Annotated in this window: 20 protein-coding genes and 1 pseudogene; 14 read left to right on the forward strand and 7 right to left on the reverse strand. The window is 61.6% G+C overall.

All coding sequences use genetic code 11. The features are described from left to right. Nucleotides 1-82 precede the first annotated feature (82 nt). On the forward strand, nucleotides 83-961 hold the full coding sequence (locus ACQ86E_RS26490) for a phosphotransferase (protein ID WP_431202494.1): 879 nt from the start codon (nucleotides 83-85) through the stop codon (nucleotides 959-961). Beyond that, the gene (locus ACQ86E_RS26495) at nucleotides 958-1914 is read left to right on the forward strand and encodes a phosphotransferase (protein ID WP_431202495.1); all 957 of its coding nucleotides are present in this window, start codon (nucleotides 958-960) and stop codon (nucleotides 1912-1914) included. Before ACQ86E_RS26490 ends, ACQ86E_RS26495 begins: the two co-directional genes overlap by 4 nt. A gap of 30 nt (nucleotides 1915-1944) precedes the next feature. Here the strand turns inward: ACQ86E_RS26495 and ACQ86E_RS26500 are convergent, their stop codons facing one another. The 3 genes from ACQ86E_RS26500 to ACQ86E_RS26510 all read right to left on the reverse strand — a co-directional run bounded on the left by ACQ86E_RS26500 (nucleotide 1945) and on the right by ACQ86E_RS26510 (nucleotide 4685). Continuing rightward, nucleotides 1945-2736 (reverse strand): inositol monophosphatase family protein, encoded by a 792-nt coding sequence (locus ACQ86E_RS26500; protein ID WP_431202496.1) that lies wholly within the window; start codon nucleotides 2734-2736, stop codon nucleotides 1945-1947. A gap of 67 nt (nucleotides 2737-2803) precedes the next feature. Next, a complete protein-coding gene (locus tag ACQ86E_RS26505; RefSeq protein ID WP_431202497.1) occupies nucleotides 2804-3835 on the reverse strand; it encodes a helix-turn-helix domain-containing protein in 1032 nt (343 codons plus the stop codon). Nucleotides 3836-3848: 13 nt separating this feature from the next. Then, the gene (locus ACQ86E_RS26510) at nucleotides 3849-4685 is read right to left on the reverse strand and encodes a DeoR/GlpR family DNA-binding transcription regulator (RefSeq protein ID WP_431202498.1); all 837 of its coding nucleotides are present in this window, start codon (nucleotides 4683-4685) and stop codon (nucleotides 3849-3851) included. Nucleotides 4686-5036: 351 nt separating this feature from the next. Here ACQ86E_RS26510 and ACQ86E_RS26515 point away from each other — a divergent pair, with 351 nt between their 5' ends. Beyond that, nucleotides 5037-6380 carry an aspartate aminotransferase family protein gene (locus ACQ86E_RS26515; protein ID WP_431206568.1) on the forward strand — a complete coding sequence of 448 codons (1344 nt, stop codon included), beginning with the start codon at nucleotides 5037-5039 and terminating at the stop codon, nucleotides 6378-6380. Nucleotides 6381-6446: 66 nt separating this feature from the next. After that, complete coding sequence (locus ACQ86E_RS26520) at nucleotides 6447-7679, forward strand: Zn-dependent hydrolase (RefSeq protein WP_431202499.1); 1233 nt, start codon at nucleotides 6447-6449, stop codon at nucleotides 7677-7679. Nucleotides 7680-7713: 34 nt separating this feature from the next. On the opposite strand, the gene ACQ86E_RS26525 is transcribed toward ACQ86E_RS26520, so the two are convergent. After that, entirely contained in the window at nucleotides 7714-9681 is a 1968-nt protein-coding gene (locus tag ACQ86E_RS26525; protein ID WP_431202500.1) for a primary-amine oxidase, read from the reverse strand. A gap of 71 nt (nucleotides 9682-9752) precedes the next feature. After that, the gene (locus ACQ86E_RS26530) at nucleotides 9753-11213 is read right to left on the reverse strand and encodes an APC family permease (RefSeq protein ID WP_431202501.1); all 1461 of its coding nucleotides are present in this window, start codon (nucleotides 11211-11213) and stop codon (nucleotides 9753-9755) included. Between the two features lie 240 nt (nucleotides 11214-11453). Between ACQ86E_RS26530 and ACQ86E_RS26535 the strand changes: the two genes are divergently transcribed. From ACQ86E_RS26535 to ACQ86E_RS26580, 10 genes and pseudogenes are all read left to right on the forward strand, one after another. Continuing rightward, nucleotides 11454-12476, forward strand: a complete 1023-nt coding sequence (locus tag ACQ86E_RS26535) for an AraC family transcriptional regulator (RefSeq protein ID WP_431202502.1) — start codon at nucleotides 11454-11456, stop codon at nucleotides 12474-12476. Nucleotides 12477-12560: 84 nt separating this feature from the next. After that, nucleotides 12561-13520, forward strand: a complete 960-nt coding sequence (locus ACQ86E_RS26540; protein ID WP_431202503.1) for a response regulator transcription factor — start codon at nucleotides 12561-12563, stop codon at nucleotides 13518-13520. A 171-nt stretch (nucleotides 13521-13691) separates the two neighbouring features. After that, nucleotides 13692-13961, forward strand: a pseudogene (locus tag ACQ86E_RS26545) (ABC transporter substrate-binding protein); the annotation flags it as partial. A gap of 91 nt (nucleotides 13962-14052) precedes the next feature. Then, on the forward strand, nucleotides 14053-14898 hold the full coding sequence (locus ACQ86E_RS26550; RefSeq protein ID WP_431202504.1) for an ABC transporter substrate-binding protein: 846 nt from the start codon (nucleotides 14053-14055) through the stop codon (nucleotides 14896-14898). Nucleotides 14899-14920: 22 nt separating this feature from the next. Continuing rightward, nucleotides 14921-15646, forward strand: a complete 726-nt coding sequence (locus ACQ86E_RS26555) for an ABC transporter ATP-binding protein (protein WP_431202505.1) — start codon at nucleotides 14921-14923, stop codon at nucleotides 15644-15646. A gap of 53 nt (nucleotides 15647-15699) precedes the next feature. Continuing rightward, on the forward strand, nucleotides 15700-16344 hold the full coding sequence (locus ACQ86E_RS26560; protein WP_431206569.1) for an ABC transporter ATP-binding protein: 645 nt from the start codon (nucleotides 15700-15702) through the stop codon (nucleotides 16342-16344). Continuing rightward, nucleotides 16344-17270 (forward strand): branched-chain amino acid ABC transporter permease, encoded by a 927-nt coding sequence (locus tag ACQ86E_RS26565; protein WP_431202506.1) that lies wholly within the window; start codon nucleotides 16344-16346, stop codon nucleotides 17268-17270. The genes ACQ86E_RS26560 and ACQ86E_RS26565 overlap by 1 nt, the downstream gene beginning before the upstream one ends. A 3-nt stretch (nucleotides 17271-17273) precedes the next feature. Continuing rightward, nucleotides 17274-18440: a branched-chain amino acid ABC transporter permease gene (locus ACQ86E_RS26570; RefSeq protein WP_431202507.1), complete on the forward strand. Its 1167-nt coding sequence runs from the start codon at nucleotides 17274-17276 to the stop codon at nucleotides 18438-18440. Continuing rightward, complete coding sequence (locus tag ACQ86E_RS26575) at nucleotides 18440-18808, forward strand: hypothetical protein (RefSeq protein WP_431202508.1); 369 nt, start codon at nucleotides 18440-18442, stop codon at nucleotides 18806-18808. The genes ACQ86E_RS26570 and ACQ86E_RS26575 overlap by 1 nt, the downstream gene beginning before the upstream one ends. Nucleotides 18809-18823: 15 nt before the next feature. Next, nucleotides 18824-21136, forward strand: coding sequence for a N,N-dimethylformamidase beta subunit family domain-containing protein (locus tag ACQ86E_RS26580; protein WP_431202509.1), 2313 nt, complete (start codon nucleotides 18824-18826; stop codon nucleotides 21134-21136). A 149-nt stretch (nucleotides 21137-21285) separates the two neighbouring features. Here ACQ86E_RS26580 and ACQ86E_RS26585 read toward each other — a convergent pair whose 3' ends face one another. After that, complete coding sequence (locus ACQ86E_RS26585) at nucleotides 21286-21912, reverse strand: FMN-dependent NADH-azoreductase (protein ID WP_431202510.1); 627 nt, start codon at nucleotides 21910-21912, stop codon at nucleotides 21286-21288. Nucleotides 21913-21915: 3 nt separating this feature from the next. Beyond that, nucleotides 21916-23493, reverse strand: coding sequence for an isochorismatase family protein (locus ACQ86E_RS26590; protein WP_431202511.1), 1578 nt, complete (start codon nucleotides 23491-23493; stop codon nucleotides 21916-21918). Nucleotide 23494 lies beyond the last annotated feature (1 nt).

Here is a 23494-nt window from a genome sequence, read left to right on the forward strand (position 1 = left end):
CGCCATGAGTCAATCTGGAACGGAACTGGCCACCATCCGGAATTTCATTGCCGGGCTCCCTGGATGGGGGGCCGGAGACATCGTGATCGAACCCGCGATCCCGATCCTGGCTTCGCCGAGCTGGCGCGGTGTCGACGGCTTTCCCTGGCGCGCCACCCGGAAGGGCGGTGGTGAAAGCATCTTTATCAAGGCCATGGATCGCGATGCGGAGCTCTATATCGACGTGGCGTGCGCCTTCGAGGCGGCGCAGCGTGCATCCGATCTCGGCATCGGCCCAAAGGTGCTCATGGCCGATTCGGATGCGGGCCTGCTGGTGATGGAGGATCTCAACCAGGGCTGGCGGGTCGGAACCCTCGAGCGGATGCTGGAGCCGAAAATTGTCGACGCCGTCATTGCGGCCCGGCGTCTGTTCCAGACTGGACAAGCGCTGTCGCGCCGCAAAAGCGTCTTCGACGAAATCGAGCAATTCTATGCCGCCGCGACAGACGCAAACGCCCAATTGCCTTCGGATGCCGAATGGATGGTCAAGGAGCTGCGCTTTGCGGCGGATGCCTTCGGGAAGCTTGATATCACTCCGGTACCGATCCATGGTGACGGCAACGTCTCGAATATCCTGATCAGCGATGCCGGCGAGGTCCGCCTGATCGACTGGGATCGCGCGACGACGGCCGATCCGCTGGAGGACTTCGGCAGCTTCCTGGTCGAGGCCTTCGCGCAGGAGCCCGAGGCGCGCGACGCCTTCATTCGAAACACTGGCGCGTTCGAAGAAGGTCCATTCAACCGGGCGCGCATCTATGGCGTGGCGGATGATCTGCGCTGGGGACTGATCGGCGCGCTGCTCGCTGCCAAGTCCGCACGCAATACACTCGAGTTCTACAAATTTGCCAGTTGGCGCTTCGTGCGTTGCCGCATGGTGGTTCGGGAGCCCCGCTTTGGCGAGATGCTTCGGAGGATCGCATGACTGTTCGCAGACAAGTTGGCGAGGCGACCACGGTTCACGAACGCAACGTCGAAGCCGCAATCGCCCGCGTCCCGCAATGGCGCGGCAAGCAGGGCGCCTATGCGCCGCTGGTCGGCGGCTTGTCGAACCAGAACTGGCTTGTCGAGATCTCCGGCGACGCGCGCCGCTATTTCGTCAAGGTGCCGGGCGAGGGCTCGGACACGTTCATCGATCGCGTCACCGCCAACGAGGCCGCGCGCAATGCCCATGCCATGGGTGTCGGGCCGGAGGTCATCTTCTTTGACGCGGCGGACGGGCTGGAGATCAGCGAATTTCTGGAGGGTTATCGCGCCTGTACCAATGCGGATTTCGGCGATGCCGCCATCCAGTCGGACGTTCTCGATCTCTATCGCCGTCTGCATGGCGGCCCCAAGCTCGGCCAGACCAAGACGATCTTCGACATGATCGAGGAACACATCGAGCAGGGCAGGGAACTGGGGGCGCATTTCCCGCAGGACATGCCTTGGCTGATGCACCGCTACAATCAGGCCAAGTCGGCCTTCCTGGCGTCCGGGCTCGACCTCGTGCCGTGCTTCAACGACCCGATGCCGGGGAATTTCCTCATTTCGTCGGAGGCCGGCGCGCCGAGGCCAATGAAGCTGATCGACTACGAATTTGCCTCCAACAACGAGCGCAGCTATGAGCTCGGCGTGCTGTTTGCCGAAATGTTCTTTGACGAGAAGCTGACGGAAGGTCTCATCGAGCAATATCTGGGCGAGGTTCGTCCGCAGATGATCGCGCGCGTTATTCTCAACCGCGCGCTCGCGGACATGAAGTGGGCCTCGTGGGCGGTCGTCAACCGCAAGCTCAATAGCTGGGATTTCGACTACCAGAAGTACGGTGTCTGGAAATACATGCGCGCCCACGACGTGATGTATGACCCGCGCTGGGACAGCTGGTTGCGGCTCGTGTGAGCCGCGCCGATCGGCACGGCAGGCTTTTCGCTATTGCTTCAAGACGGCTAAGGCCTGTTTCAGAAGGCTCTCGTTCGCCGCAGCGATCACGCGGCCGTCGGAATCGGGTGTGAGCGGTCGCCCATCCCAATCGCGGATGATTCCGCCGGCGCCCTCGATCACGGGGATCAATGCCATGAAGTCGAATGATTTGAGCGACGTCTCGACGACGAGATCGCAGTGGCCGGATGCCAACAGACCATACTGGTAGCAGTCACCGCCAAATCGGCGGAACATGGCTTTCTTGCTCAGGACATCGTAGCGGGCCCAATCCTCTGGCGTAAAGAAGTCCGGCGACGATGTGTAGATCTGTGCGTCTTCCAGCCTCGCCGTACGGCTGACCTTGGCCGGCTGGCCGTTGAAAGTGGCGCCGCGTGGCGTGCCGTACCACCGTTCGGCGAGTGCGGGCATGTCGATCATGCCGGCGACAACCGAGCCCTCGCGCTCGTCGGCGAGCGCGACAAGTGTGCCGAACAGCGGCATTCCCGAGATGAAGCTCTTTGTTCCGTCGATAGGATCGATATACCAGGTGTAGCGATCGCCCAAGATTGAGCCCATTTCTTCGCCGACGATGCCGTGATCCGGGAAACGCGAGCCGATCGAGCGCCGCAACTCCACTTCGATCGCGCGATCGGCGATCGTCACCGGCGTCAGATCCTGCTTGCGTACGAAATCGACGCTGGAACGGAAGTGTGTCAACGCGATCCGGCCAGCCGCATTGGCAAGTTCATGGAAGAACGAAGCGAGTTCGCTCCCGGATATTCTGTCTTGAATGTCGTCCACTGCCTTGCTCCAGCAGAAAGCACGTCGCGCATCGGGAGCGCAGCGCCTGGCCTCGGGAAGACGGGCTCTAAACCGTCTCGTGAAGCTGTTGCTTGCGGACATCCCAATACGGGGAGTCAAAGGCTTTGCGTGAAGAGGCCATCCGAGGAGATGGGAAACCTTTCGTCTGCGCAGGGCGCATGCTTGTGCCCGCCTGCTGCGCGGCCGCCGGTGGCTGGCGAGCGTCACGCGGTGCGACCTTGAAATGACGGCTGAAACAGCGCGAGAAGTGCGATACGTTCTTGAAGCCGACTTCGTAGGCGACCTCGGACACGGTCCGGTGTCCTTTCGGATCGGCGACCAGGATTTCGTAGGCCCGCTGCAGCCGCTTGGTCTGGACGAACTGGCTGACTGTCGTCTCGTTGTCGTTGAACAGACTGTAGAGATAGCTCAGCGAGATGCGGCTACTGGCAGCAATTTTCTTCGGCGACAGCGACGGGTCGCTGAGATGGCTTTCGATGAAGTCGACGATCCGGCGACGCAGATGATAGCGTGCGTTGCGAACGTCGGTTGCGGCACCCCGGTCTTCCGATCCGATCGTCAGCGCCACGAAGCCCACGATTTCAGTTGCAAGGGCCTGTGGATTGGGCGGAGGAGACTCGATGAATAACTCGGCCACGCCTCCGATCATTCCGGCCAGAAGGCGGGTCATCTGTTCGTTTGGCTTAAAGCGCCGGCTGATGTGATCCTCGATCGAGACCAGACGCCCGCGCAACTCCGCAGCCGGGATCCTCAGCACCAGAAAGCGTGCGGTCTTGTCCGACGACAATTCGTAGGAGGCGAGTTCGCTGAGCAGGACGTATTCGCCAGGTCGGCCAATGCCAACACGGCCGTCCTGGCTGAATGCCACACATCCCGCCAAGGGCAACACGAGCACGTAGGATGCATCGTGGACGTTGGCAGTGCGCTCCCAATTGCGGGCGAAAGCCTGGTCCGGCGCAATGAGTTCGAGATTCAGGCGTCCGATGCTGGTTCGCTGATGCGACGCGAGAGCCTTCTCCCCATCACCATCGAGGCCGGTATGCTCCTCGCGGACAGCAAGAGATGTGAGGCGTGCCATGGTTCGGTCTTTCTCAGGGTTGGGCAACGATCAACTCCGTTCCAGCCTCACGGAGTGCAGTTGCCAGAGATCCTTCCGGTTGCCGATCGGTAACCAGACGGTCGATCTCGGTCCAATGCGCAAACACGGTCAGGGCGCGCTGGTCGAACTTGCTGTGATCGGCGACGAGGATCGCTTCCGCGGCGCGCTTCAACATCGCGCCATAGATGGCGCCGGCCTCATCGTCTGCATCGTTGGCGCCCCGGGCGCTGATGCCGGTCGCGCTCACGATGGCGCGGTTGGCTTCGTAGCTGTTGATGTTGGCGATGGTCTGGGTGCCGAATACGTAGCCCTCGGTCGGGTGATAGCGGCCGGGGCAGCAGAGCACCCGGATGGATGAATTCACCGCGAGCGCGCCCGCAATAGCATAGTCGTGCGTGATGACCGTGATGTCGCGGGCCCGCGTAGCCAAACGTCTGGCGATATGGAACGTCGTGGCGCCGGCAGCGAGCATCAGGACTTCGTTCGGCAGAACCAGGTCGGCGATTACGGCGGCTATCGCTTCGCGTTCGGCGATCATGAGCGCCTTGCGATCGGTGAGGGCGGGTTCGAGCGCAAAGGGGCGGGAAGCACCACCATAGGTGCGGTTGATGAGCTTCTGCTCCTGAAGCTCCACGAGGTCGCGGCGTATGGTTTCGCCGGAGACGCCAAGCACGGCCGCAATCTCGGAGGCCCGCAGGGTGGGCGCGGCGGTGAGTTGCGAGATGATGTGTTTGTGCCGCGCGATCTTCGTGAGGCGATCGCCATCGGCCTTTCGCGACCGCTTGTCGGCCTGTGGGACGTCGCTGGATTGTAACCGCTCGCTCGTCATTCAGCTGTCCTCACCGACCCAGGACGGATCCGATCGTCGGCGTCAGCGATCCTTTCTCAACGTAGGTTGGGAGGCCACACCAAGTTTGTGGCAAGTCCCTCAAATATTGTGCAGTCGACTGCTCGCTATCTTTGCAAGCAGCCGTTTCGTTGTAGGCAAATCGTTGAAATTTATGGATCATCCAGGCTTGCCCGCGACTGTGTGTCTGACATTCCGATGTCTTTTGCCTCTGATCCGCTTTGCTGTTGTGGGAATTTGCACATTTCTTCACGTTGGTCGTGGAATAGCTGCGGCATGATCGCTGCAGCGACCGCTTTGGCTTGCGCAGGCGCGGGGCAGACGAGGTGGCCGATGCGGAAGGAAAGAGAGATTCTGGCGTTGAACGCCTTTGACCAGAGCCGTGTGTTCTCGATGGACACCGAGCTCGGGGAGGCGGTGCAACGACGCCTGCGGTCTTTCGGCAAAGCCTCGGTCCTGTTCTACCAGGAGCCGATTCGGATGGAGCGCGCGGAAGGCGTCTACATGTTCGACGTCGAGGGCCGCCGCTATCTCGATCTCTATAACAACGTGCCCTCGGTCGGGCATTCGCATCCGCGCGTCGTCGAGGCCATCCGCCGTCAGGTTGGCGCGCTTAACACCCACACGCGCTATCTCAACAATGTCGTCGATGCCTATGCGGAACGTCTGCTGGCGACGTTTCCACCTGAGATCGATCATTTGGTGCTGACGTGCACCGGCAGCGAAGCCAATGATCTCGCGCTGCGGATCGCGAAGGTTGCAACCGGCCGGGCTGGCTTCATCGTCACGGAGACGGCCTATCATGGCAACACCACGGCCGTGACTGACGTGTCGCCGTCCTCACGTCCCGGCCAGCCATTGCCGCCCCATGTGCGGGTCGTGCCCGCGCCCGAGACGTTCCGTAATCCCGTCGGAGATCCCGGCAAGAGCTTCGCCGACGGCGTTGCAGCTGCAATCGACGACCTCGAGCAAGCGGGTGTCGGGTTTGCCGGGCTGCTGGTGGACACGATTTTTTCAAGCGACGGCGTCTATGCCGACCCCGCTGGTTTTCTGGCACCGACTGTGAAGCTCGTCCACGAGCGCCAGGGGTTGTTCATCGCCGACGAAGTGCAGCCCGGATTCGGGCGCACGGGTGCGGCGATGTGGGGCTTCATGCGACACGGCATCGACCCCGACATCGTGACGATGGGGAAGCCCATGGGCAATGGTTTTCCGATGGGAGGCGTCGCCATGAGGGCACCGCTGCTCGATCGCTTCGCTGAAGAGGTGAAGTACTTCAACACGTTCGGCGGCAATCCGGTGGCCGCTGCGGCAGGGCTTGCCGTGCTCGACGTGATCGAGGAGGAGGGCCTGATGCAGAATGCGCGGGAGGTCGGCCGCCATCTTCTGGATGGACTGCGTGAGATCGGCAATCGCCACATCGAGATCGGCGATGTACGCGGCGCGGGACTGTTCATTGGGCTCGAGCTCGTGCGCGATCGCGAAACCAAGGAGCCGGCCCCGGAGCTCGCAAGCCAGCTGATCAACCGCCTCCGCCGGCGCGGCATTCTGATTGGCGCCGCCGGCTCCTTAGGCAGCACGCTCAAGATTCGCCCGCCGCTATGTTTCGGCAAGGACCACGCCGACATATTCATCGCCGCTTGCGACGAGGAGTTGGGCGCGATCCCTCTGGCTTAAAGGGTCGGCATAAAGGCAACTTCGCCAGACGGGATTGAAGAACTTGATGGTCTATCTGGAGCGAACATGACCGCGCTGCTGCACGATCTCATTGCAAGTTTTGCGGCCATCGGTGCGACGGAGGATGGCGGTGTCTGCAGGCTTGCGGCGACGGCCCTCGATAAGGAGGCGCGAGATCTATTCCTGCGAGAGATCGGCAATCGGGGCTTTGTCCCGAGGATCGATGCGATCGGCAACATGTTCGGCGTCGCGGTTCTTGAACCCGCGACGGACGAGATAGTAATCACAGGCTCCCACCTCGATTCCCAGCCGACAGGTGGCCGATACGATGGTGCCTATGGCGTGCTGGCGGGGCTTCTTGCGGTTGAAGCGATCAGGGATCGCTGCCTAGCCAATCCTGGCGCCGCACGGCGCAACCTGGCTGTCGCGAACTGGACCAATGAGGAGGGGGCCCGGTTCCAGCCGAGCCTGACCGGCAGTTCGGTTTTCGCCGGCGGCTTGAGCTTGCAGGATGCGCATGCCTGCGCCGATGGCGACGGCGTCACTTTGGGCGATGCGCTGGTCGGGATCGGCTATTGCGGCATCACGCCGCTGGAGCACCGCCCTGTGCGCTATGTGGAGCTTCACGTGGAGCAGGGCGATCGCCTGGAGCAAGCGGCGGGGGACATTGCCGCGGTTTCCGGCGCCTGGATGACCCGCAAGATATCGGTCGTGTTCGAGGGGGATTATTCTCATACCGGCCCGATGCCGATGGCACTGCGCCGCGATGCCTTGCGTGCATCAGCCCGCGCGATCGAAGCCCTCTACGTCGAGGTCGCGCGCGAAAATGCTGGTGCACATGCCTCGGCAGCGCGCATCAGCGTTTACCCGAATTCGCCGAACGTGGTCGCAGGCCGCGTTCGGGTCTGGTTCGAGATTCGGCATGAGGACGAAGCTGTGGTCTTCGCCATCAGCGACCGTTTTCTGAAGCGGATCGAACGCGATTCGCGCGAAATTGGAGTCGAAATTTCGATCGCCGCCGACGAGAGGCGATCGGCGCCCTTGCTCGATCCCGCTGGGGTGGAGTTGGTCTTGGCTGTTGCAGGCGATCTCGGCTGCAAGGCCCTGGCACTGAAGACCATCACGGGGCATGACGCATTAGCGATCCAGAAGCGCATTCCGGCTTCGCTGATATTTGTCCCGAGCCGGGGTGGGCTCAGTCACAATCCACGTGAATTCACGGCGTCAGAGGCGCTCGACAAGGGCTATGCCGTGCTGGTCGAAACCCTGTGGCGGATGGTCACCACGAGGGAAGCTTGAGTTTCACGGCTATATTCACCTTGTGCAATGAGTATCAGGTGCGTTCCGGCATGGCGCAGCAGCTCGCCGTGTTGACCTCCGGAGGCAAGTCGATGCAGGGATTGCCATTGAAGAAACCAGATGGCGTCAGCTTGAAGCCCGTTGTGACGCAAGGCTGCACTGGGAAATCTTCGATCCGTACCGGATGGTGCAGGCCGAAGACGTGCCAGAGCACGATATCGGTGTTGTCGATCGGACGGTCGTTGGCGATGAAGTCGGCCAGACCGCCGCTGCCGTCGGAGTGGTTCATATATTCGCCCGCGGGGTAACGCTGCTCGGTGTCAAACGCCGTGACCCAGACGTGGTTCTGGACGAAGCTGGCACGCTTCCCGGAGGGCGAATTGGCGTTGACGAAGGGTGTCACGCAATTCATCGCGTCCAGCTTGTAGCCGGTGGGTGAGCCGGCATAGTTGGTCTTGTTGGGGTTGATGACCTTCCAGTAGCGCTGACTGGCTGCGTTGGCCTTGCGTGCCGCAGCGCGCTCCGTCGTGAGCAAGGTCTGTTCTTCATAGAACGCATTGCCGTACGGGTTGTCAGGACCTTCCGGCTCAGCGATCGTATTGCACTCGACGAAGCTGTTCTGATCGCCATCGATTGCCACATCGAGGCGTGCGCAGAAAATGTGCTGGTGGATGTGACCGACCACGCCGGGCATGACCTCGCAGGCGTATTTGCCAGGCTGGCCCGGGATGCAAGCTGCGGTATTGATGATGCCGGTCGCCTTCATCTCGAACTCGATCGTGCCGTCGATGTGAAAATACCAGTACAGGGCGTATTCGTAGTTGCCGACGGTGCAGATGCAGGAAACAACGAGCTTTCGCGCACGTCGCACTTCGGCGCGGTCCGTGCGGAAGTCCCAATGCTTCCACAGCAGGCCAGAATCCTCCTCATGGATGCAGATCGCCTTTTCGATCGTCAGCACATCGCCGTTCATGGTGTTGAGATGAACGTCGAGATACTCGATCGCGCCCAGGCAATCGCAACCGAGCGTCAGCGAGTTCGCGAGCTTTCCGATACCGTATTCGCCGATGTCGAACACATTCTTGCGAAAATGGCCGTTGCTCGGGCTGCCATAGGGTACAACCATCTCGACAAGCGAGGCGCGATGCATGATCGGCCGCCCGTTATAGCTGATGTCGTGCAAGGTCAGCGATTCTCGCGCGTTGAAGCCGACGATGAAGCGCCATTTGTCCCATGACAGCTGATTGCCATCGAGCCTGAAATTGACACCCTGGGGCTGCACCACGTCGATCGGCTTTAGCGGCTTGCGCGTGGTCTGGACAAAGTCCCGCTCGTAATTGGCCTCCTTCATGGGAATCGGGATGACGCCGTGATCGTCGACCCGGATCACTTCCCAGGTCTTGAGGTCGATCACCGCGTTGAGGCCTTCGATCGGGTGGGCGTAGAAATTCTCGTTCTCGCGCAGACGCAGCCAGGCAAAGACATGGCACAAATGTCGGCCTTCTTCGCCAGGAATCGAGAAATTGCCAGCCGACCAGGGATCGATACAAACGGTGTTCATGTCGGTGATGCCGCGCCTGGCGCAGCCGGCGATGAACGCGGGATCCTGTCGCACGATACCTTCGATGGCGAGGAACTGCTCGAGCTGGATCATGGGTCGCGCCGTCGGCACTTCCTGCCGCGACACAATCTCGTTGGTATCCAATGAAACGACCAATCTGGTGACGCCGATTTTCGCAGTGCTGAAAACGTTGACACGCGCGCGCCGGCTGATCGGCATTCCCGGCTTGAAGTCCCGCACCGCAGACTTTTCGGGTTCGTACAGTTCGATCGTCTCGAACCGCGTATCGGTTCCGTAGGGCGGATCGCCGTTGACGATCGCCGCAACGCGGATGATCTCCGCCGGTGTCAAGGCCTGCAGCGGATGCTTCACGGCAAGAGCTTCGGCCGGCGCTGGCGAGGACGTAGCGCAGCAGTGATCCGATTCAGCTGTAAGGCTCATGGTATCTCCATAGTCTGATGCATCGCGTAGGGGGCAGGCGCATCGTTTCACGTCAGAACGTTCTCAATCATTCATTCAAAGGCGCGGCCGAGATTCGCATAGACCGCGGGACGATGCGATCTGGTCCACACGGCGAAGCCGAAGCCCGCAGCGCCGATCGCGGCCAGCATCGCCGGAAAGCAGTCGACGATCAGTGAGTCCGAGCCGCTGACAACGGCAAGATTGACCGCCATCATAACGAGACAGGTGCCGAGGCCGAGTGCGCTCAGCCCTGGCGCGATTAATCGGTGAAAAATGCCAAGGCCGCGCCGGTCCCTCCGGAAGAAAGCGATCGCCGCGATCGATACGAACACCTGGATAACCAGGATTCCGAGGCTCGAAAATGTTCCCATCCAGGCCACGACGACCGCGTAAGGGTCCTGTCCGGTGATGGCGAAAGCGGCGGTGACGCCCATCGCCAGCGCGGTTTGAACCGAGCCGGCGATGTGCGGCGCTCCGTGGTCGCCGTTGGTACGGGCGAGGCCGCTCCACAGCAGCCCTTCGCGGCCAATAGCGAAGAAGTAGCGATTGATGGTGTTGTGGAACGACAGAGCACACGCGAAAATGCTGGTCAGAAGCAGGGCATTCATGACGAGTGCGAGGGGTGGCCCGAGTAGCGTGCGAATCGCACTTATGTAGAGCGTCGCAGTATGCGCATTAGCCTCAGCCTGGATCATTGACGGTCCGTAGTGAAGGGCGATCACCCAGGTGGAGAACGCGTAGAACACTGCAATCAGACTCACGGCAATGTACGTCGCTTTCGGAATGGTGCGGCGCGGGTCGCGAGCCTCTTCACCGAAGATCACGGTCGCTTCGATGCCGATGAAGGATGACACCACGAACACCAGCGCGACGCCGAAGCCCTGGGCAAAGATCGCATGCGGACCGAACGGGGCCGCGTGGATCGATTCAGGGCCGCCGCCGTTTGCAAGGATCGCCCAAGCGAGCAGCAAAAGGATTGCGATTTCCGCGATCATGCAGAAGCCGAGCACTTTGCCGCTGAATGCGATATTGCGGGTGCCGCAAAAATAAACCGCAATGCCCAGGCAGAAAGCATAGATCCACCAGGCGATATCGGGCCCACCCTGCGACTTGATGATAGCGTTGGCAAAAAACCCAAACAGGCCATAAACTGCGATATCGATCGCGTTGTATGTCGCAAGGGCGATCAGCGCGCCGGCAACGCCGGCTGGCCGGCCCAGTCCGGCCGTGATGTATGGATAAAACCCGCCTGCGCTGCTGATGAATTTGCTCATCGCGGTAAAGCCGACGCTGAATAGCAGATAAAGAATGCCAACCAGCAGAAACGTGCCGGGAACGCCGGGGCCGTTGCCATAGGCGAACGCTGCAGGTGTTACGCCGACCACGGCTGTCAGCGGAGCGGCCGCCGCGACCACGAAAAACACGATGTGTGCGACGCCGACAGCGTTGCGTTTCAACTGGTTTGGGGCCTCCAGGTTTGCTGCCGGGTTCGTCGTCAAGTCTGCTCCCATCTGGCTTTCCCGGATCCACCCGGAACCGGTGCAGGTCCGCAGACCCCCGGCCGACGCCCAGGACCGTCGCGACGACATTATGCATAGCCGGAGCGGTCGTGATTGACAGAAGGCGCCAAACGCTCCGCGAGAAGCTCACCAATGTGAGTGGTCTCAACGTCAATCCGTTGTCCTTGGCGCAGTTCTTGCTAGATTTCGATCCTGGGAAGCTCGATGCACTTGATCTTAGCAAGGGTGGAGATGTCCGGATCAGGAACCATTACGGCGGCTGCCGCGCAGGAGCTCCTCGTTGTGCTGGCGAGGCGGCGGCCTGGTGCTTGCGGCGTGAATGCGCGTGTCGGCATTCCACACGCGGTGTTGCAGGATCCGCAGCGCATGTTGCCGCTGGTTGCATTCACGTCGATGCTGGAGGCAGCGGCTTGCGAATTCGGCAACAGCACGCTTGGCCTCGAGCTCGGCAAGGAATGCAGGTTGTCGTCGATTGGCCCGGTGAGCCGTCTGATGCAGACGGCGAGAACCGCGGGCGACGCACTCGAAAAGTTCAATCGCTATTTCGGCAGCATTCAGACCGACACGCAGAGCACCCTTTCGGTGAGCAATGGCCAGGCGCGGCAAGCCTATGCGATCTCCGACAATGCGGTTCGCTTCCGGGTCCAGGATGCCGGTTTCACGCTTGCCCTGGAATATTCCATGCTGGCGAGCTTCCTGGGATCAGACTGGCAGCCAAGCTGTGTTGAATTCGAGCATGCCGCAGGCGACGACTTGCCATTCTACAGGCAGCAGTTCGATTGCCCGTTGCGTTTCGAAAAGCGCGAGAATGCGCTGATCTTTCCCGCGAGACTATTGGCCCGGCCGCTGCGCGATGCCGACGAAAACCTGCACGCGAGGCTCGAAGCCGATCTTGCGAACACGATGGCGTTTCGAACCAGGCAGCTCGATTTCATCGAAAGCATCGAGGCTTGGGTCGCGTCATCGCTGTGTCGATCTGACGTTACGGACATCGAGGTCGTGGCCGCCGACTTTGGCATGAGCGAGCGCTCATTTCAGCGCAAGCTCGCCGCTTGCGGTATCAACTATCTGGACATCCGCAATCGCGTGCGTTCGCAGATCGCCAGGTGCATGCTGGCTGAGAGCAGCCTGCCGGTAACGTCGGTGGCGCTGCACCTCGGTTACAGCGAGACAAGCGCATTTTCCCGGGGATTCAAGCTCCAGACGGGTGAGTCCCCGGGTGAATTCCGCAGGCGCGAAAGGATCGCTGCCTGATAGGCCGCTCGGGACGGAGCCGTCTCCCTCGGGACAGAGCCGTCTCCGTCTGGAAAAAACCTGCCTCTCGTTCGGGAGACAACAATGGGATCGCCGGTTGATATTGGGACGTTTAGTTCCTTCACGATGGAGCTGCATGAGCGCAGCTTGAGTTGTAACTCGATCTCGCTGTTCCAATGGAGCGTGGAGGCGTTGGCGGATATTGTCGGCGCTGACTGCTGCTGGGCCGGCTGGGCTGATCTGCAGCGCGGTGAAGTCGATCTCTGCGCCAGCTTCTCCCATAATCTTCCCGTGGATTTCGAGGGCTTCTGGTCGGACATCAAGCACGAGGATCTGCTAGCCCACGAGGTCATGACGACCAAATCCACGTTGGCCCATTACGACCGGTATGGCACCCGTCAGACCGAGGGTATGGCCGCCCTGTCGGATCGCTATCACATCGAAAAGATGGCCGTGGTCGTCGCGGACCAACCGGATAATCCAGTGTCGCTATTTATGTCGGCATATCGTAGCGGTCGGCAGACCCGGGCGATGGATCAAAGCGAGACCGACTTCATTCACGGCGCTCTCGATCACGTGCGGTACTTGGCGGAACGCAGCGCTTTTGGAGGCAATTCCGGCACGGTGAGCATCTTGGCCAATGCCCGCGGCCGAATGCTCGCGGCTTCCCCGGATACCCTGCGTTTCGTACGTGACCGCTGGCCAGGCTGGGACGGTCAGGCCCTTCCGGCGGACATCTATGCTGCTCCGTCGCTGGCGGGGAGACGCCGTCTCGCTGACCTTGGCGTGGTTATCGACCGGCGTGAGCTCGAGAACCGGTCCGGGCAATCGTTGTTCGGGATTACGCTGCGTCCCATCAATCCGTCCGACCGGCTGACGCAACGCGAGCGTCAGATTGCCGATGAAATTGCCAGCGGCTTCACCTACAAGGAGATTGCCCGGCGGCTTGCGCTATCTCCGGCGACCGTTCGCAACCATACCCAGGCGATCCTGGGAAAGCTCAATATTCATAGCAAGGCGATGCTGTCGAGATTGATGTCCTGATCCGCGATTCACTGGTTGCCGATTGATTTGTCGCCGTGACGGGATGCATCTGCATCATATCGGCTGGGCGAAGGGCTGTCCTACCATTGGTCATTCAGATGGCGGGGGAGCGAGCCTATGTCCGGCATGAAGCGTCGAGAATTCCTGGCAGGTGCCGCCGGCACCTTGGTGATGGCGGCAGCTTCGCTCCCTGCGAATGCCGCCGATGATATCGTCATCGGCATTCCCACCGCCCAATCATCGCCGGTCGGCGTCGGCGATCAGAAGGACTGGCTGAACGGCGCGAGCGTCGCCATCGACGAGATCAACGCCGCCGGTGGCGTCAAAGGACGGAAGCTGCGCGCCGAGGTCGTCGATATCGACATCATGACCCCGGAAGGCACGGTCGGCGCGATGCAGTCGCTGACGGGCAAAAAAGTCAACGCGATCATCTCCGCCTTCGTTCTCATTCCGCAACCGGCAATGGATGCCGCTGCCGCGGTGCGGGTGCCTTATCTGCACGGCAATACATCGAAGGCATCGCTCGATCTCGTTGTGTCGAGATCCAGCCAAATACAAGAACATCTTTCAGATCGACGGCGCGGAGACCTGGTACGGCTATGGCTTCGTCCGCTATCTCGACAGCATCGTCGCGTCGGGCTCTTGGAAGCCGAAAAACAACAAGATCCACGTCGTTCAGGAGCAGATTGCCTACACGCAGGTGATTTCGAAATCGGTGCAGCAGGCGGCCAAGGAATCCAACGGCAAATGGGAGATCGGCGCGATCACCGATATCCAGTTTCCGGTGCAGGACTGGTCGCCAGTGCTACGTGCTCTGCACGATACCGATGCCGGTGTTCTCTTCATCGATCATTGGGTCGCTGCCGAACTCGCCGCATTCGCGCAGCAATTCGCAGCCGATCCGGTCAAGGGATCGCTGGTCTATCTGCAATACGGACCAAGCCAGCCTGAGTTCCTGAGCCTTGCTGCGGGCAGCGCCGAGGGCATGATCTGGGGCACCGTGATCGGCACCCACGCCGACCCCGCTGGTCTCGCGTTCCGGCAGACCTACACGAAGCGCTTCGGTGACAACATGGGTATCGTCTACACCGGAAGTGGCTATGACATCGTAAAGATGCTCGCGAAGATCTGGCAGAGCGTCGATCCCCAGGACTTCGACGCTGTCGGCACTGCGATCCGCAAGATCAGCTACGAGGGGACCTGCGGCACCTATACTTTCGACCGGCCGGAGCAGGCGCCGCTGGTGCATCCGTGGCAAACCCCGGACGTCAAGGCGGGCGTCAGTCACCTGCTGCTGCAGGTCCAGGACGGCAAGCACAGGATCATCGCGCCTGATGTGCTGGCCGAGGTCAAGATCAAGCCCGCGCCCTGGTTCTGAAACGCGAGCTGGATCGCCGGCAATGATGAGACCGAAGCCATGTTTCGGCTGCGACGATATCTGCCTGTCGCTGGGGGGCCGGCAGATCCTCAAGAACGTGTCGTTGTCGGTGCAGCGCGGCGAGCTCCTGGGCTTGATCGGGCCGAACGGGGCCGGCAAGACGTCGCTGTTCGAGGTGCTGTCCGGCCGCTATCACTCGCAGCGAGGGCGCGTGTACCTCGACGAGCGTTCGCTCGACAGGCTCGACATCTTCCGTCGTGCCCGACTTGGCGTGGCCAGGACCTTTCAGAGCCCGGTGGTGCCCGACGCACTCACTGTCGGGGAGGTGTTCCGCGCCGCCCGCAAGTCCTATCCGCCGTATATGTCGACACATGACGCCGAATGGGCGGCGCGGCTGGTCAATCTGCAGGTACCGTGGGAGAGGCTCGCCGGATCGCTCGACACCTTCGATCGCCGCAAATTATTGCTGGCGTGCCTGATGATGCGAAGGCCTCGCGTCCTTCTGATGGACGAGCCGGCGTCTGGGTTGATCAACACGGAAATCTCGGAGCTTGATCTGCTGCTGCGCAAGCTCGTCGACGAATACCATATCGCCGTCATCCTGATCGAGCACCGGCTGGAACTGCTCGACTCGATCGCCGACCGGGTCTGCGTGCTCGACCTCGGTGCGGTGATCGCCGAAGGTGATCCGCTCTCGGTGTTCGGCGATCCCGCGGTCCGCGCCGCCTACTTCGAAGGTGCGGCGTGAGGGATCATCTGCTGCGCATCCAGGGCTTGTCCGCGGGCTATGGACCTCTGCGGGTGCTTCACGAAATTGATTTCGCCGTCGCCGCCGGCGAGCGGCTCGCGATCGTCGGCCTCAATGGCCACGGCAAGACCACCTTGTTCCGCGCCATCATGCATCTTGTCGGCTGGCAACGCGGATCCGTTGTCTTCGACGGAATGGAAATCGGCGGAACGCGTTCGCTCGGCGAAGGGCGCCGCACGCCGGGTATTGTTCGGCTCGGCGTCGCCATGACACCGCAGGGTGACGCGATCTTTCCCGGCTTGACCGTACGCCAGCATCTCGATTGTGGCGCATACACGAAAATGGCGTGGCGCGAACGCGCGCGTCGGCGCGACCACATCTATCATATCTTCCCGCAGCTCGAGGCGCTCGAACAGGCGCTAGTCGGCAAGCTATCCGGTGGTGAGCGGCGCATGGTATCGGTCGGCCGGGCACTGATGGCTGACGCCCGGCTTTATCTGATCGATGAGCCATCCCTCGGCCTGGCGCCGAAGATATCGCAACGTGTCGTCGATGCGCTGGTCGATATCGGCCTCGACGGCAAGGCGATGATCATCGCCGAGCAGAACGTGGCGCTGCTCTCGGGCAAGGTCGATCGCATGATCGGCATGCACGCCGGACATTTGCGCGGCGAAGTCGGCCACGTGGATTTGCGCTGATGGATGCGGGCCTCGTCGTCTATGCGCTCTACCTCGCCGCCATTTACGGGCTGATGGCGATCGGCATCTCGTTGCTGTGGTCGAGCGTCGGCATGGTCAACATGGCGCATGGCGCGACGTTCGCAATATCCGGCTATGTGGCTTATTTCGCCGCCATGTGGGCCGGTCCGCTGATCAAGACATGGCTCGGCGGATCGGACTTCGTGATGCCCGTGCTCGCGGTTTTCATCGGTCTGGTCGGACTGTGCGCCGGCGCGGTGTTCGGCGTCGTCATCTATCTGGTCGCGTTCCTGCCAATTCATGACAAGCCGAACTTCTCCGTGCGTAGCCTGATCGTGACGCTCGCGCTCAACCTCGCCAGTGTTCAAACCCTGCTTTGGGCCTTCGGGCCGCAACAGAAAAGTCTGCCGCGTGTGTTCGGCGTCGGGCGGCTCAGCTATTTCGGCATGTCCATTCGCGTCGATCAGATCGTCACTATCCTCGCTACGATTGTGCTGCTCGGCGCCGTGCTAATATGGCTTCGCAACAGCCGCAAAGGTCTCGAAATTCAGGCGGTCATGCAGAATGCCGAAGGTGCAGCGCTGGTCGGAATCTCCACGCGCAAGACCGCGCTGCCGATCATGATGCTGACCGGCGCGCTTGCCGGGCTCGCCGCAGTGCTGCTGTCGCAGAACGTGTTCGTCAGCCCGACTGCCGGGGCGATCCCGCTGGTCAAGGGCCTGACGATCGCATTGCTAGGCGGACTTGGTTCCGTCCTCGGCGCGGTGGCCGGCGCCGTGCTGATCGGCTTTGTCGAGGCCGCAACTGGCGCGATCCCGTTTCTTGGTCAGCGTTACGTGCTGTTCGTTCAGTTCACCGTCATCGTCGCCGTGTTGCTGATCCGCCCGCGCGGTCTCGGCGGCCTGCTCGACGAGACGCGGGAGTAGGTCATGGCTCTGCAACCGCGGCCAACGAAACGCTTCTTCAATGTCGGTCGCCGGCCGCACGAGGTGACGTTGAAGCCGGATGGTGGCCGGCAGTGGCGGCGTGGCCGGGTCCCGTTCACCAAGCGCCACTGGCTGGCTTGGCGTGGCGTCAGCAATCCGAAAACGCTGCGCCGGGAACGCAAGCTGCTCGACAAACGGCCGCTGTGGTGGACCATCTGCCTGGGCGCGCTGCTGGTTGTGACACCGTTCTTGTCCGATCAGGCGATCAACATCGCCGCCATCTTCTGTATCTTCGCTGCGATCAACGTCGTCTGGACGCTGACGATCGGCACCGCCGGCATCTTCTCGCTGGCAACCATGGCCGTGGTTGGATTGTCCGGCTATGCGGCTGCTGCTGCTAACGTCTATCTCGGCATGCCCTGGCCGCTGATGATGCCGGTTGGCGCCCTCGTCGGCTTCATCCTCGGTGGCTTTCTGGCGGCGCCATCGACCCGGCTGGACGGGCTTTACTACGCACTTTTGACATTGGGAGTTGCGGAAATCTGCCGTGTCTTCGTGTCGCAGATCAAGGCGCTAGCTCCCTTGAACGGCAGTATCAATCAGGTCGGCTCCTTCATCCCGGCGGATTGGCTGCTGCAACGACCGGGGCTCCTTCTCGGCTTCTACGCGGCTTTCGCCCTGTTGCTCGCTTCGCTCTTGATGTTCCGGTTGATCAACAGTGAACGGCTTGGTCTTCTGTTGCAGTCGGCCCGTGAGGACGAGGCATTCTCGGAGGCCGTCGGCATCGACTATCGGCGCGCGCGACTGTGGGTCTTCATTCTGTCGTCGGCGGCGCTGGGCGCGATTGGCGCTTTCTACGCGATGTTCTATCGGTCGATCTCGCTTGCGGTGTTCTCGTTGGACCAGCTGCTGCTGTTGTTCGCGATGATTGTGATCGGTGGGCTTGGTCGATCGGAAGGCGCGGTACTGGGCACGGCGATCGTCATTCTGATCGACAAGGGCCTGATCGGTCTCGGTCCGCTGCGCATCATCCTCGTGACGGCGGTGATGATCGTGGTCGCGTTGACCGCCCATCAGGGACTCACGGGAGTGAGGGGGCAATTCCGTAATTTCCGGAATCGCAAGAAGAGCGAGAGCCGCGCCGCTCGAACCGAAAAAGGGGTGAGGTGATGCCCGAGGAAGCCACCGAGATAGCCGACAAGCAGTTGGTCTATTACCGGCTGTTCGACAAGCGTATCCGCGATCAGCTGAAGACCACGATCACGCCTGCGCTGATTGCCGAGCACAAGGCCAAGCCGCTCGGACAGCATTCGGACGCGCTGGACCGGGTCCTCAATTACTTTCGGCGTGGCGAGATGCCGGACAAATACGCGATCCTGCGCGTCGGGCCGCTCACGGCGTGCAGCTACAAGGTTTTGGCGTTCTCCGGTCGTACAGGCCAGCCGCCCCGCGTCGTGGACGACAAGCTCTATGCCACCGCAGACGAGGCCTACCACGCCGTATTCCTGCTGCGTGTCAACGACCTCCTCGCTAGCTGAAGTCAGGGACCGCTCATGACCACGACACGGATAAATGGATATGCGGATCCCTGGTCGGTCAAGGCCGGCGGGGCAGTGTCGTTCATGGTGTCGGGGGAGGGCGTGGATTCCGTCGACGCCCAGCTCGTCCGCTTGATTCATGGGGACGAGAATCCCGACGGTCCCGGTTTTGTTGAGGAAGAGGTCGCGAGCCCGATCCCGGGCCAGCTCGCAGTACGACGGCAGTTCACGCAAGTGGGATCCTATGCGCTGGTCAGCGATCCCGATCAAAGGTTGGCTACGCCGGGCAGCTTCACGATCTATGCTTTCATTTATCCAACCGGGCCGGGCCGGGCCCGGCAGGCGGTCTTGTCGAAATGGGACATCATGTCCGGCACGGGCTACGCGCTTGGCATCAATTCAGAGGGGCGGCTGGAATTCTGGGTCGGCGACGGTACGGCGATCGATCAGGTCAAAGCTGAAATTCCGCTCGTAACCAAAGCCTGGTATTTCGTTGCTGCGAGCTTCGACGCTACGACGCGCGAGGCGCGCCTGTATCAGATCGGCGCCGTCAACCGCTACAACTCGCTGACGGGCCCCGTCGTGCCGGCCGACTATCGCTCTAACGTCGCGGAGACCTTGCGTATCGCGCCGGCAGATCCGGGTTCGGCGACACCTTTCCTATGGGCCGGCGCCAGTGAGGAAAATGATCGCCGAGGCCGCTTCATCGGCATGCTTTATTGCGGCAAGATCGATCGGGCCGGTGTGGTCGGCGAGGTGCTTTCGTCCGACGGCATCGAGGCGCTCGCCGCCAGCGGCTCGGCGCCGTCAGGTGCGGTTATCGCACATTGGGATACGACTGCCGGTTACACCGACACCGGTATCGGCGATACCATCGTCGATACCGGACCGCACGGCCTGCACGCCGGGGGCATCAACCGACCGGTCCGCGGCATGACCGGCTGGAACTGGAAGGGTCGGTCCGACAGTTTTCGCCTCGATCCATCGCAATATGGTGGGGTCGCTTTCCACGACGACGCGCTGACTGATTGCAAGTGGCAACCCGATGTAACCGTCACGCTTCCCGCCACGTTGAAAAGCGGTGTCTATGCCTTGAGGCTGCGCGCCGGCGAGACGGAGGAACATATCCCTTTCTTCGTGCGCGCTTCGACACCAAAGGCAAAGCTTGCGGTGCTGATGTCCACCTTCACCTACCTGGCTTATGCCAACGAGCATCTCGCTTACGACGCAATGACCGCGCAGGCGATCACGGCGCATACGCCGATTTTAACTGAAGCTGATATCGAATTCACCAAGCTTCAGGAGTTCGGCCTGTCGACCTACGATCACCATTCCGATGGCGCCGGCTGTTGTTACTCGTCGTGGCGCCGGCCGATCTTGAATATCCGGCCGAAGCATCGGTTGAGCTCGATGGGAATGCCGTGGGCGTTGCCGGCGGATCTGTCGCTGATCTGGTGGCTGGAATCCTTCGGGCTCGACTACGAGATCCTCACCGATCACGATCTTCATGCCGAAGGCGTCACGGCGCTCAGGCCCTACGCCACCGTGATCAACTGCACCCATCCCGAATATTATTCGGAAGCCATGCTGGATGGGGTCGAAGACTATCTGTGTGACGGCGGACGTCTGATCTATGCCGGTGGCAACGGCTATTACTGGGTCTGCGGCTTGCGCGAGGGCGACTCGCATTGCATGGAGGTGCGCAAGCTCGATACGGGTTCTCGCGCCTGGCAGGCCGAACCGGGCGAAGGCTATCTCGCGTCGACCGGCGAACGCTCCGGTTTGTGGCGGTCGCGCGGACGGCCGCCGCAGAAGATTGTCGGCGTCGGCTTCACCTCGGAAGGGATGGACGAGAGCCAGCCGTTCGAAAGAATGCCGGATTCGTTCCATCGCCGCGTCGCTTGGATGTTCGCGGGCATCGGCGACCAGGAGAAGATCGGCGATTTCGGATTGGGCCTCGGCGGCGCCGCGGGTATTGAAATCGACCGTTATGATCTGGCCTTGGGGACGCCGCCGCACGCCTTGTTGCTGGCGTCCTCGCACGGTCATTCCGACAACTATCCGCTGGTGTCGGAAGAGGTCACCTACGCATTTCCGGGGCGGGGCGGAACGCAAGATCCGCAGGTTCGCGCCGATATGACGTTTTTCACAACTGCCAAGGACGGAGCCTGTCTGTCAATCGGATCGATCGCGTGGAGCCAGGCGCTGCCGTACAAGAATGGCGACAACAACGTCAGTCGTTTCATGAAGAACGTATTGACCGCGTTCCTGCGCCCTGGACCGTTGCCCGGAAGCGAATTCGTGGGGGATGAGAAACTATGGCGCTGACGGGTCCTCGATTAGGCCGGCTCAGGCGATTGCATGTGCGTGGATTCGGACGACATTCGCTCCATTTCTACGTTCCGGCCTTGGCGTTCGACGGCAGTACGGAGCGGTCCGGCGTGCGGGCGTGTCGGCCAAGGCGCGGGTTCAATCAATTAGAACCGAGTAGCGATCTGCCTTAGTCGTCGATACGCTGTCTCGCGTGCACTAAGGATCGAGTCCGCCGGGCCGGTGGTTGGCCCGATCGGCACGAAGCGCACGTCGCTGACGCCGATGAAGCGGAGCGCCTCGCGTAAATAGGGCGTGGCCATGTCGATGCGGCCACGATTCATGCCGGTTGCGAAATCGCTGCCGGAGGCGAGGATCACGATGGTGGGGCGGTCCTTCAGCAGCGGAAGATATCCCTGCACCGGATCGAAGCGGAACGTCAACCCGGGCTGGATGACGATGTCGAACCACTGCTTGAGCTTGTAGGGGATGCCGAAATTCCACATCGGCGTCGAGATCAGCACGCGCTCGGCCAGCGAGAACCGCAACGCCATCCGTTCTGCCTCGGCGAAGCTGTCGCGCTGCGCGTTGTTGAAACCCTGCGCATTCATCCGCGCATATTTGGCCTCGACGATTGGACCTGCAAAATCCGGCATGCGCTCACGCCAGAGATCGACAATGTCGATGTTCCAATCCGGTCGTGCTTGATGAAAGCCGTCAAGGAAGACGCGCGCGCCGGCGCTTGACTCGGAGTCGGGGCGGGGCGAGCAAGACAGATGCAGGAGCTTCGCCACTGCTCATCCCAACGCTTTGATGACGGTATCTGACCGCGTGACCACGGCGACGTTCTGCATCGCAAAATTGATCGAGGCGGAGTGCCAGTCGGCGTTCATGGTCGAGCAGCAGTCCTCCGGCACGATCATGAAATAGCCTTTGTCGGCTCCGGTCCGCGCGGTGTGCTCGACCGACATGTTGGTCCAGGCGCCGGTGTTGATGATCATGTTACGCCCGGTGGCTTTGAGGATCGTCTCGAGCCGAGTGCCTTCCCAGGCGCTCATCCGCATCTTCTCGACGACGAAATCGCCGGGCCGCGGCTCAAGGCCCGAGACCGGCGCCGCTCCCCAGCTGCCGCGCACCATTGCCTTGCTGTCGACGAGACCTTCGAACAGCGGCGCGTTAAGCGTCACTCCGGGGGCGCCGGACTCGACCACGAACCAGACATGGATGATGGTGACGCCGCGGGCCCGCGCGGCCTCGGCGAGGCGCCGGACGTTCTCGACCACATCCTGTTGCTTCGCATGCCCCGGCGCACCGGAATCAGCGAACGCGCCGCCGTCCATGATGACGTCGTTCTGAAGATCCTGAATGATCATGGCGCAGCGGTGCGGATCGAGTCGGATCTCGCCGTCGGCGAGAATCGGTGCTGCGGCCGCAGGGTCGGTGCTTGCGCCTGGGCCGCTGCTGCGCCTGCCGCTCATATAGGGCTCGTGGCGCGGTCCGGTCTTGGTCGGGATGGCGTAGACCGAATGCGTTGCGGTCAGATAGAGCGTGCGGAAATCCGGTCCACCCCAAGCGAGGTTGGCCACAAGTTCGGGCACGCGAACCCTTCCGAGCAGCTCGCCGCGCGGCGAATAGACCCAGACTCCACCAGGGGCGGTGACCCAGAGATTGCCGTGCTGGTCGCACTTCATGCCGTCGGGCACGCCGGGCTCCAGCTCGGAGCGGATGCCGCTCGCGAACACGCGTGTGTTAGACAGTGTGCCGTCGGCAGCAACGTCGAACACGCGGATCAGCGCCTGCACGGTGTCGTTGACATAGAGCAGCTTCTCGTCGGGCGAAAAACACAGCCCGTTCGGCTGGTCGAACAAGGTCCTGTCGACCATCAGTTTCGGCTCGCTGCCGGGCACCACGCGGTAGACGCCCTGAAAGCCGAGCTGGCGTGGCCGCTCGACGCCATAGACGGGCATGCGGCCATACCAGGGATCCGAGAAATAGATCGCGCCCGAGGAGTGCACGCAGACGTCGTTCGGGCTGTTGAGCTCCTGTCCCTGGAAGTGCGAAGCCAGCACCTCGCGCCGCCCGTCCGGCCGCTCACGGATCAGCGACGAGGTCGCGTGCTCGCAGACGACCAGATTGAGCTCGGAGTCATAAGTCATGCCGTTGCACTTGTTCGAGGGTCGTTTGACCTCGACGACACCGCGCCGCGCATCCCAGCGTCGGCGCACGTCGGCCGGCATGTCCGAGAACAGCAGGTAGTGATCGATCGGATGCCAGATCGGTCCTTCCGTGAAGTCAAAACCCGTGCCGACCTGTGCCACCGGCGCGTAGGGATCGATCAAGGTCTCGAATTCGGAGCGCAAGGTGACGTGCGTCATC

The organism is Bradyrhizobium betae (genome assembly GCF_050632175.1).
GTDB classification, from domain to species: domain Bacteria; phylum Pseudomonadota; class Alphaproteobacteria; order Rhizobiales; family Xanthobacteraceae; genus Bradyrhizobium; species Bradyrhizobium betae_B.

Bases quoted from the DNA above. Each gene is read 5' to 3' on its own strand.
- ACQ86E_RS26495 (WP_431202495.1), top strand. From the start codon at position 958: ATGACTGTTCGCAGACAAGTTGGCGAGGCGACCACGGTTCACGAACGC.
- ACQ86E_RS26505 (WP_431202497.1), bottom strand. From the start codon at position 3,835: ATGGCACGCCTCACATCTCTTGCTGTCCGCGAGGAGCATACCGGCCTC.
- ACQ86E_RS26510 (WP_431202498.1), bottom strand. From the start codon at position 4,685: ATGACGAGCGAGCGGTTACAATCCAGCGACGTCCCACAGGCCGACAAG.
- ACQ86E_RS26515 (WP_431206568.1), top strand. From the start codon at position 5,037: ATGCGGAAGGAAAGAGAGATTCTGGCGTTGAACGCCTTTGACCAGAGC.
- ACQ86E_RS26520 (WP_431202499.1), top strand. From the start codon at position 6,447: ATGACCGCGCTGCTGCACGATCTCATTGCAAGTTTTGCGGCCATCGGT.
- ACQ86E_RS26525 (WP_431202500.1), bottom strand. From the start codon at position 9,681: ATGAGCCTTACAGCTGAATCGGATCACTGCTGCGCTACGTCCTCGCCA.
- ACQ86E_RS26530 (WP_431202501.1), bottom strand. From the start codon at position 11,213: ATGGGAGCAGACTTGACGACGAACCCGGCAGCAAACCTGGAGGCCCCA.
- ACQ86E_RS26535 (WP_431202502.1), top strand. From the start codon at position 11,454: ATGTCCGGATCAGGAACCATTACGGCGGCTGCCGCGCAGGAGCTCCTC.
- ACQ86E_RS26540 (WP_431202503.1), top strand. From the start codon at position 12,561: ATGGGATCGCCGGTTGATATTGGGACGTTTAGTTCCTTCACGATGGAG.
- ACQ86E_RS26555 (WP_431202505.1), top strand. From the start codon at position 14,921: ATGATGAGACCGAAGCCATGTTTCGGCTGCGACGATATCTGCCTGTCG.
- ACQ86E_RS26565 (WP_431202506.1), top strand. From the start codon at position 16,344: ATGGATGCGGGCCTCGTCGTCTATGCGCTCTACCTCGCCGCCATTTAC.
- ACQ86E_RS26570 (WP_431202507.1), top strand. From the start codon at position 17,274: ATGGCTCTGCAACCGCGGCCAACGAAACGCTTCTTCAATGTCGGTCGC.
- ACQ86E_RS26575 (WP_431202508.1), top strand. From the start codon at position 18,440: ATGCCCGAGGAAGCCACCGAGATAGCCGACAAGCAGTTGGTCTATTAC.
- ACQ86E_RS26580 (WP_431202509.1), top strand. From the start codon at position 18,824: ATGACCACGACACGGATAAATGGATATGCGGATCCCTGGTCGGTCAAG.
- ACQ86E_RS26590 (WP_431202511.1), bottom strand. From the start codon at position 23,493: ATGACGCACGTCACCTTGCGCTCCGAATTCGAGACCTTGATCGATCCC.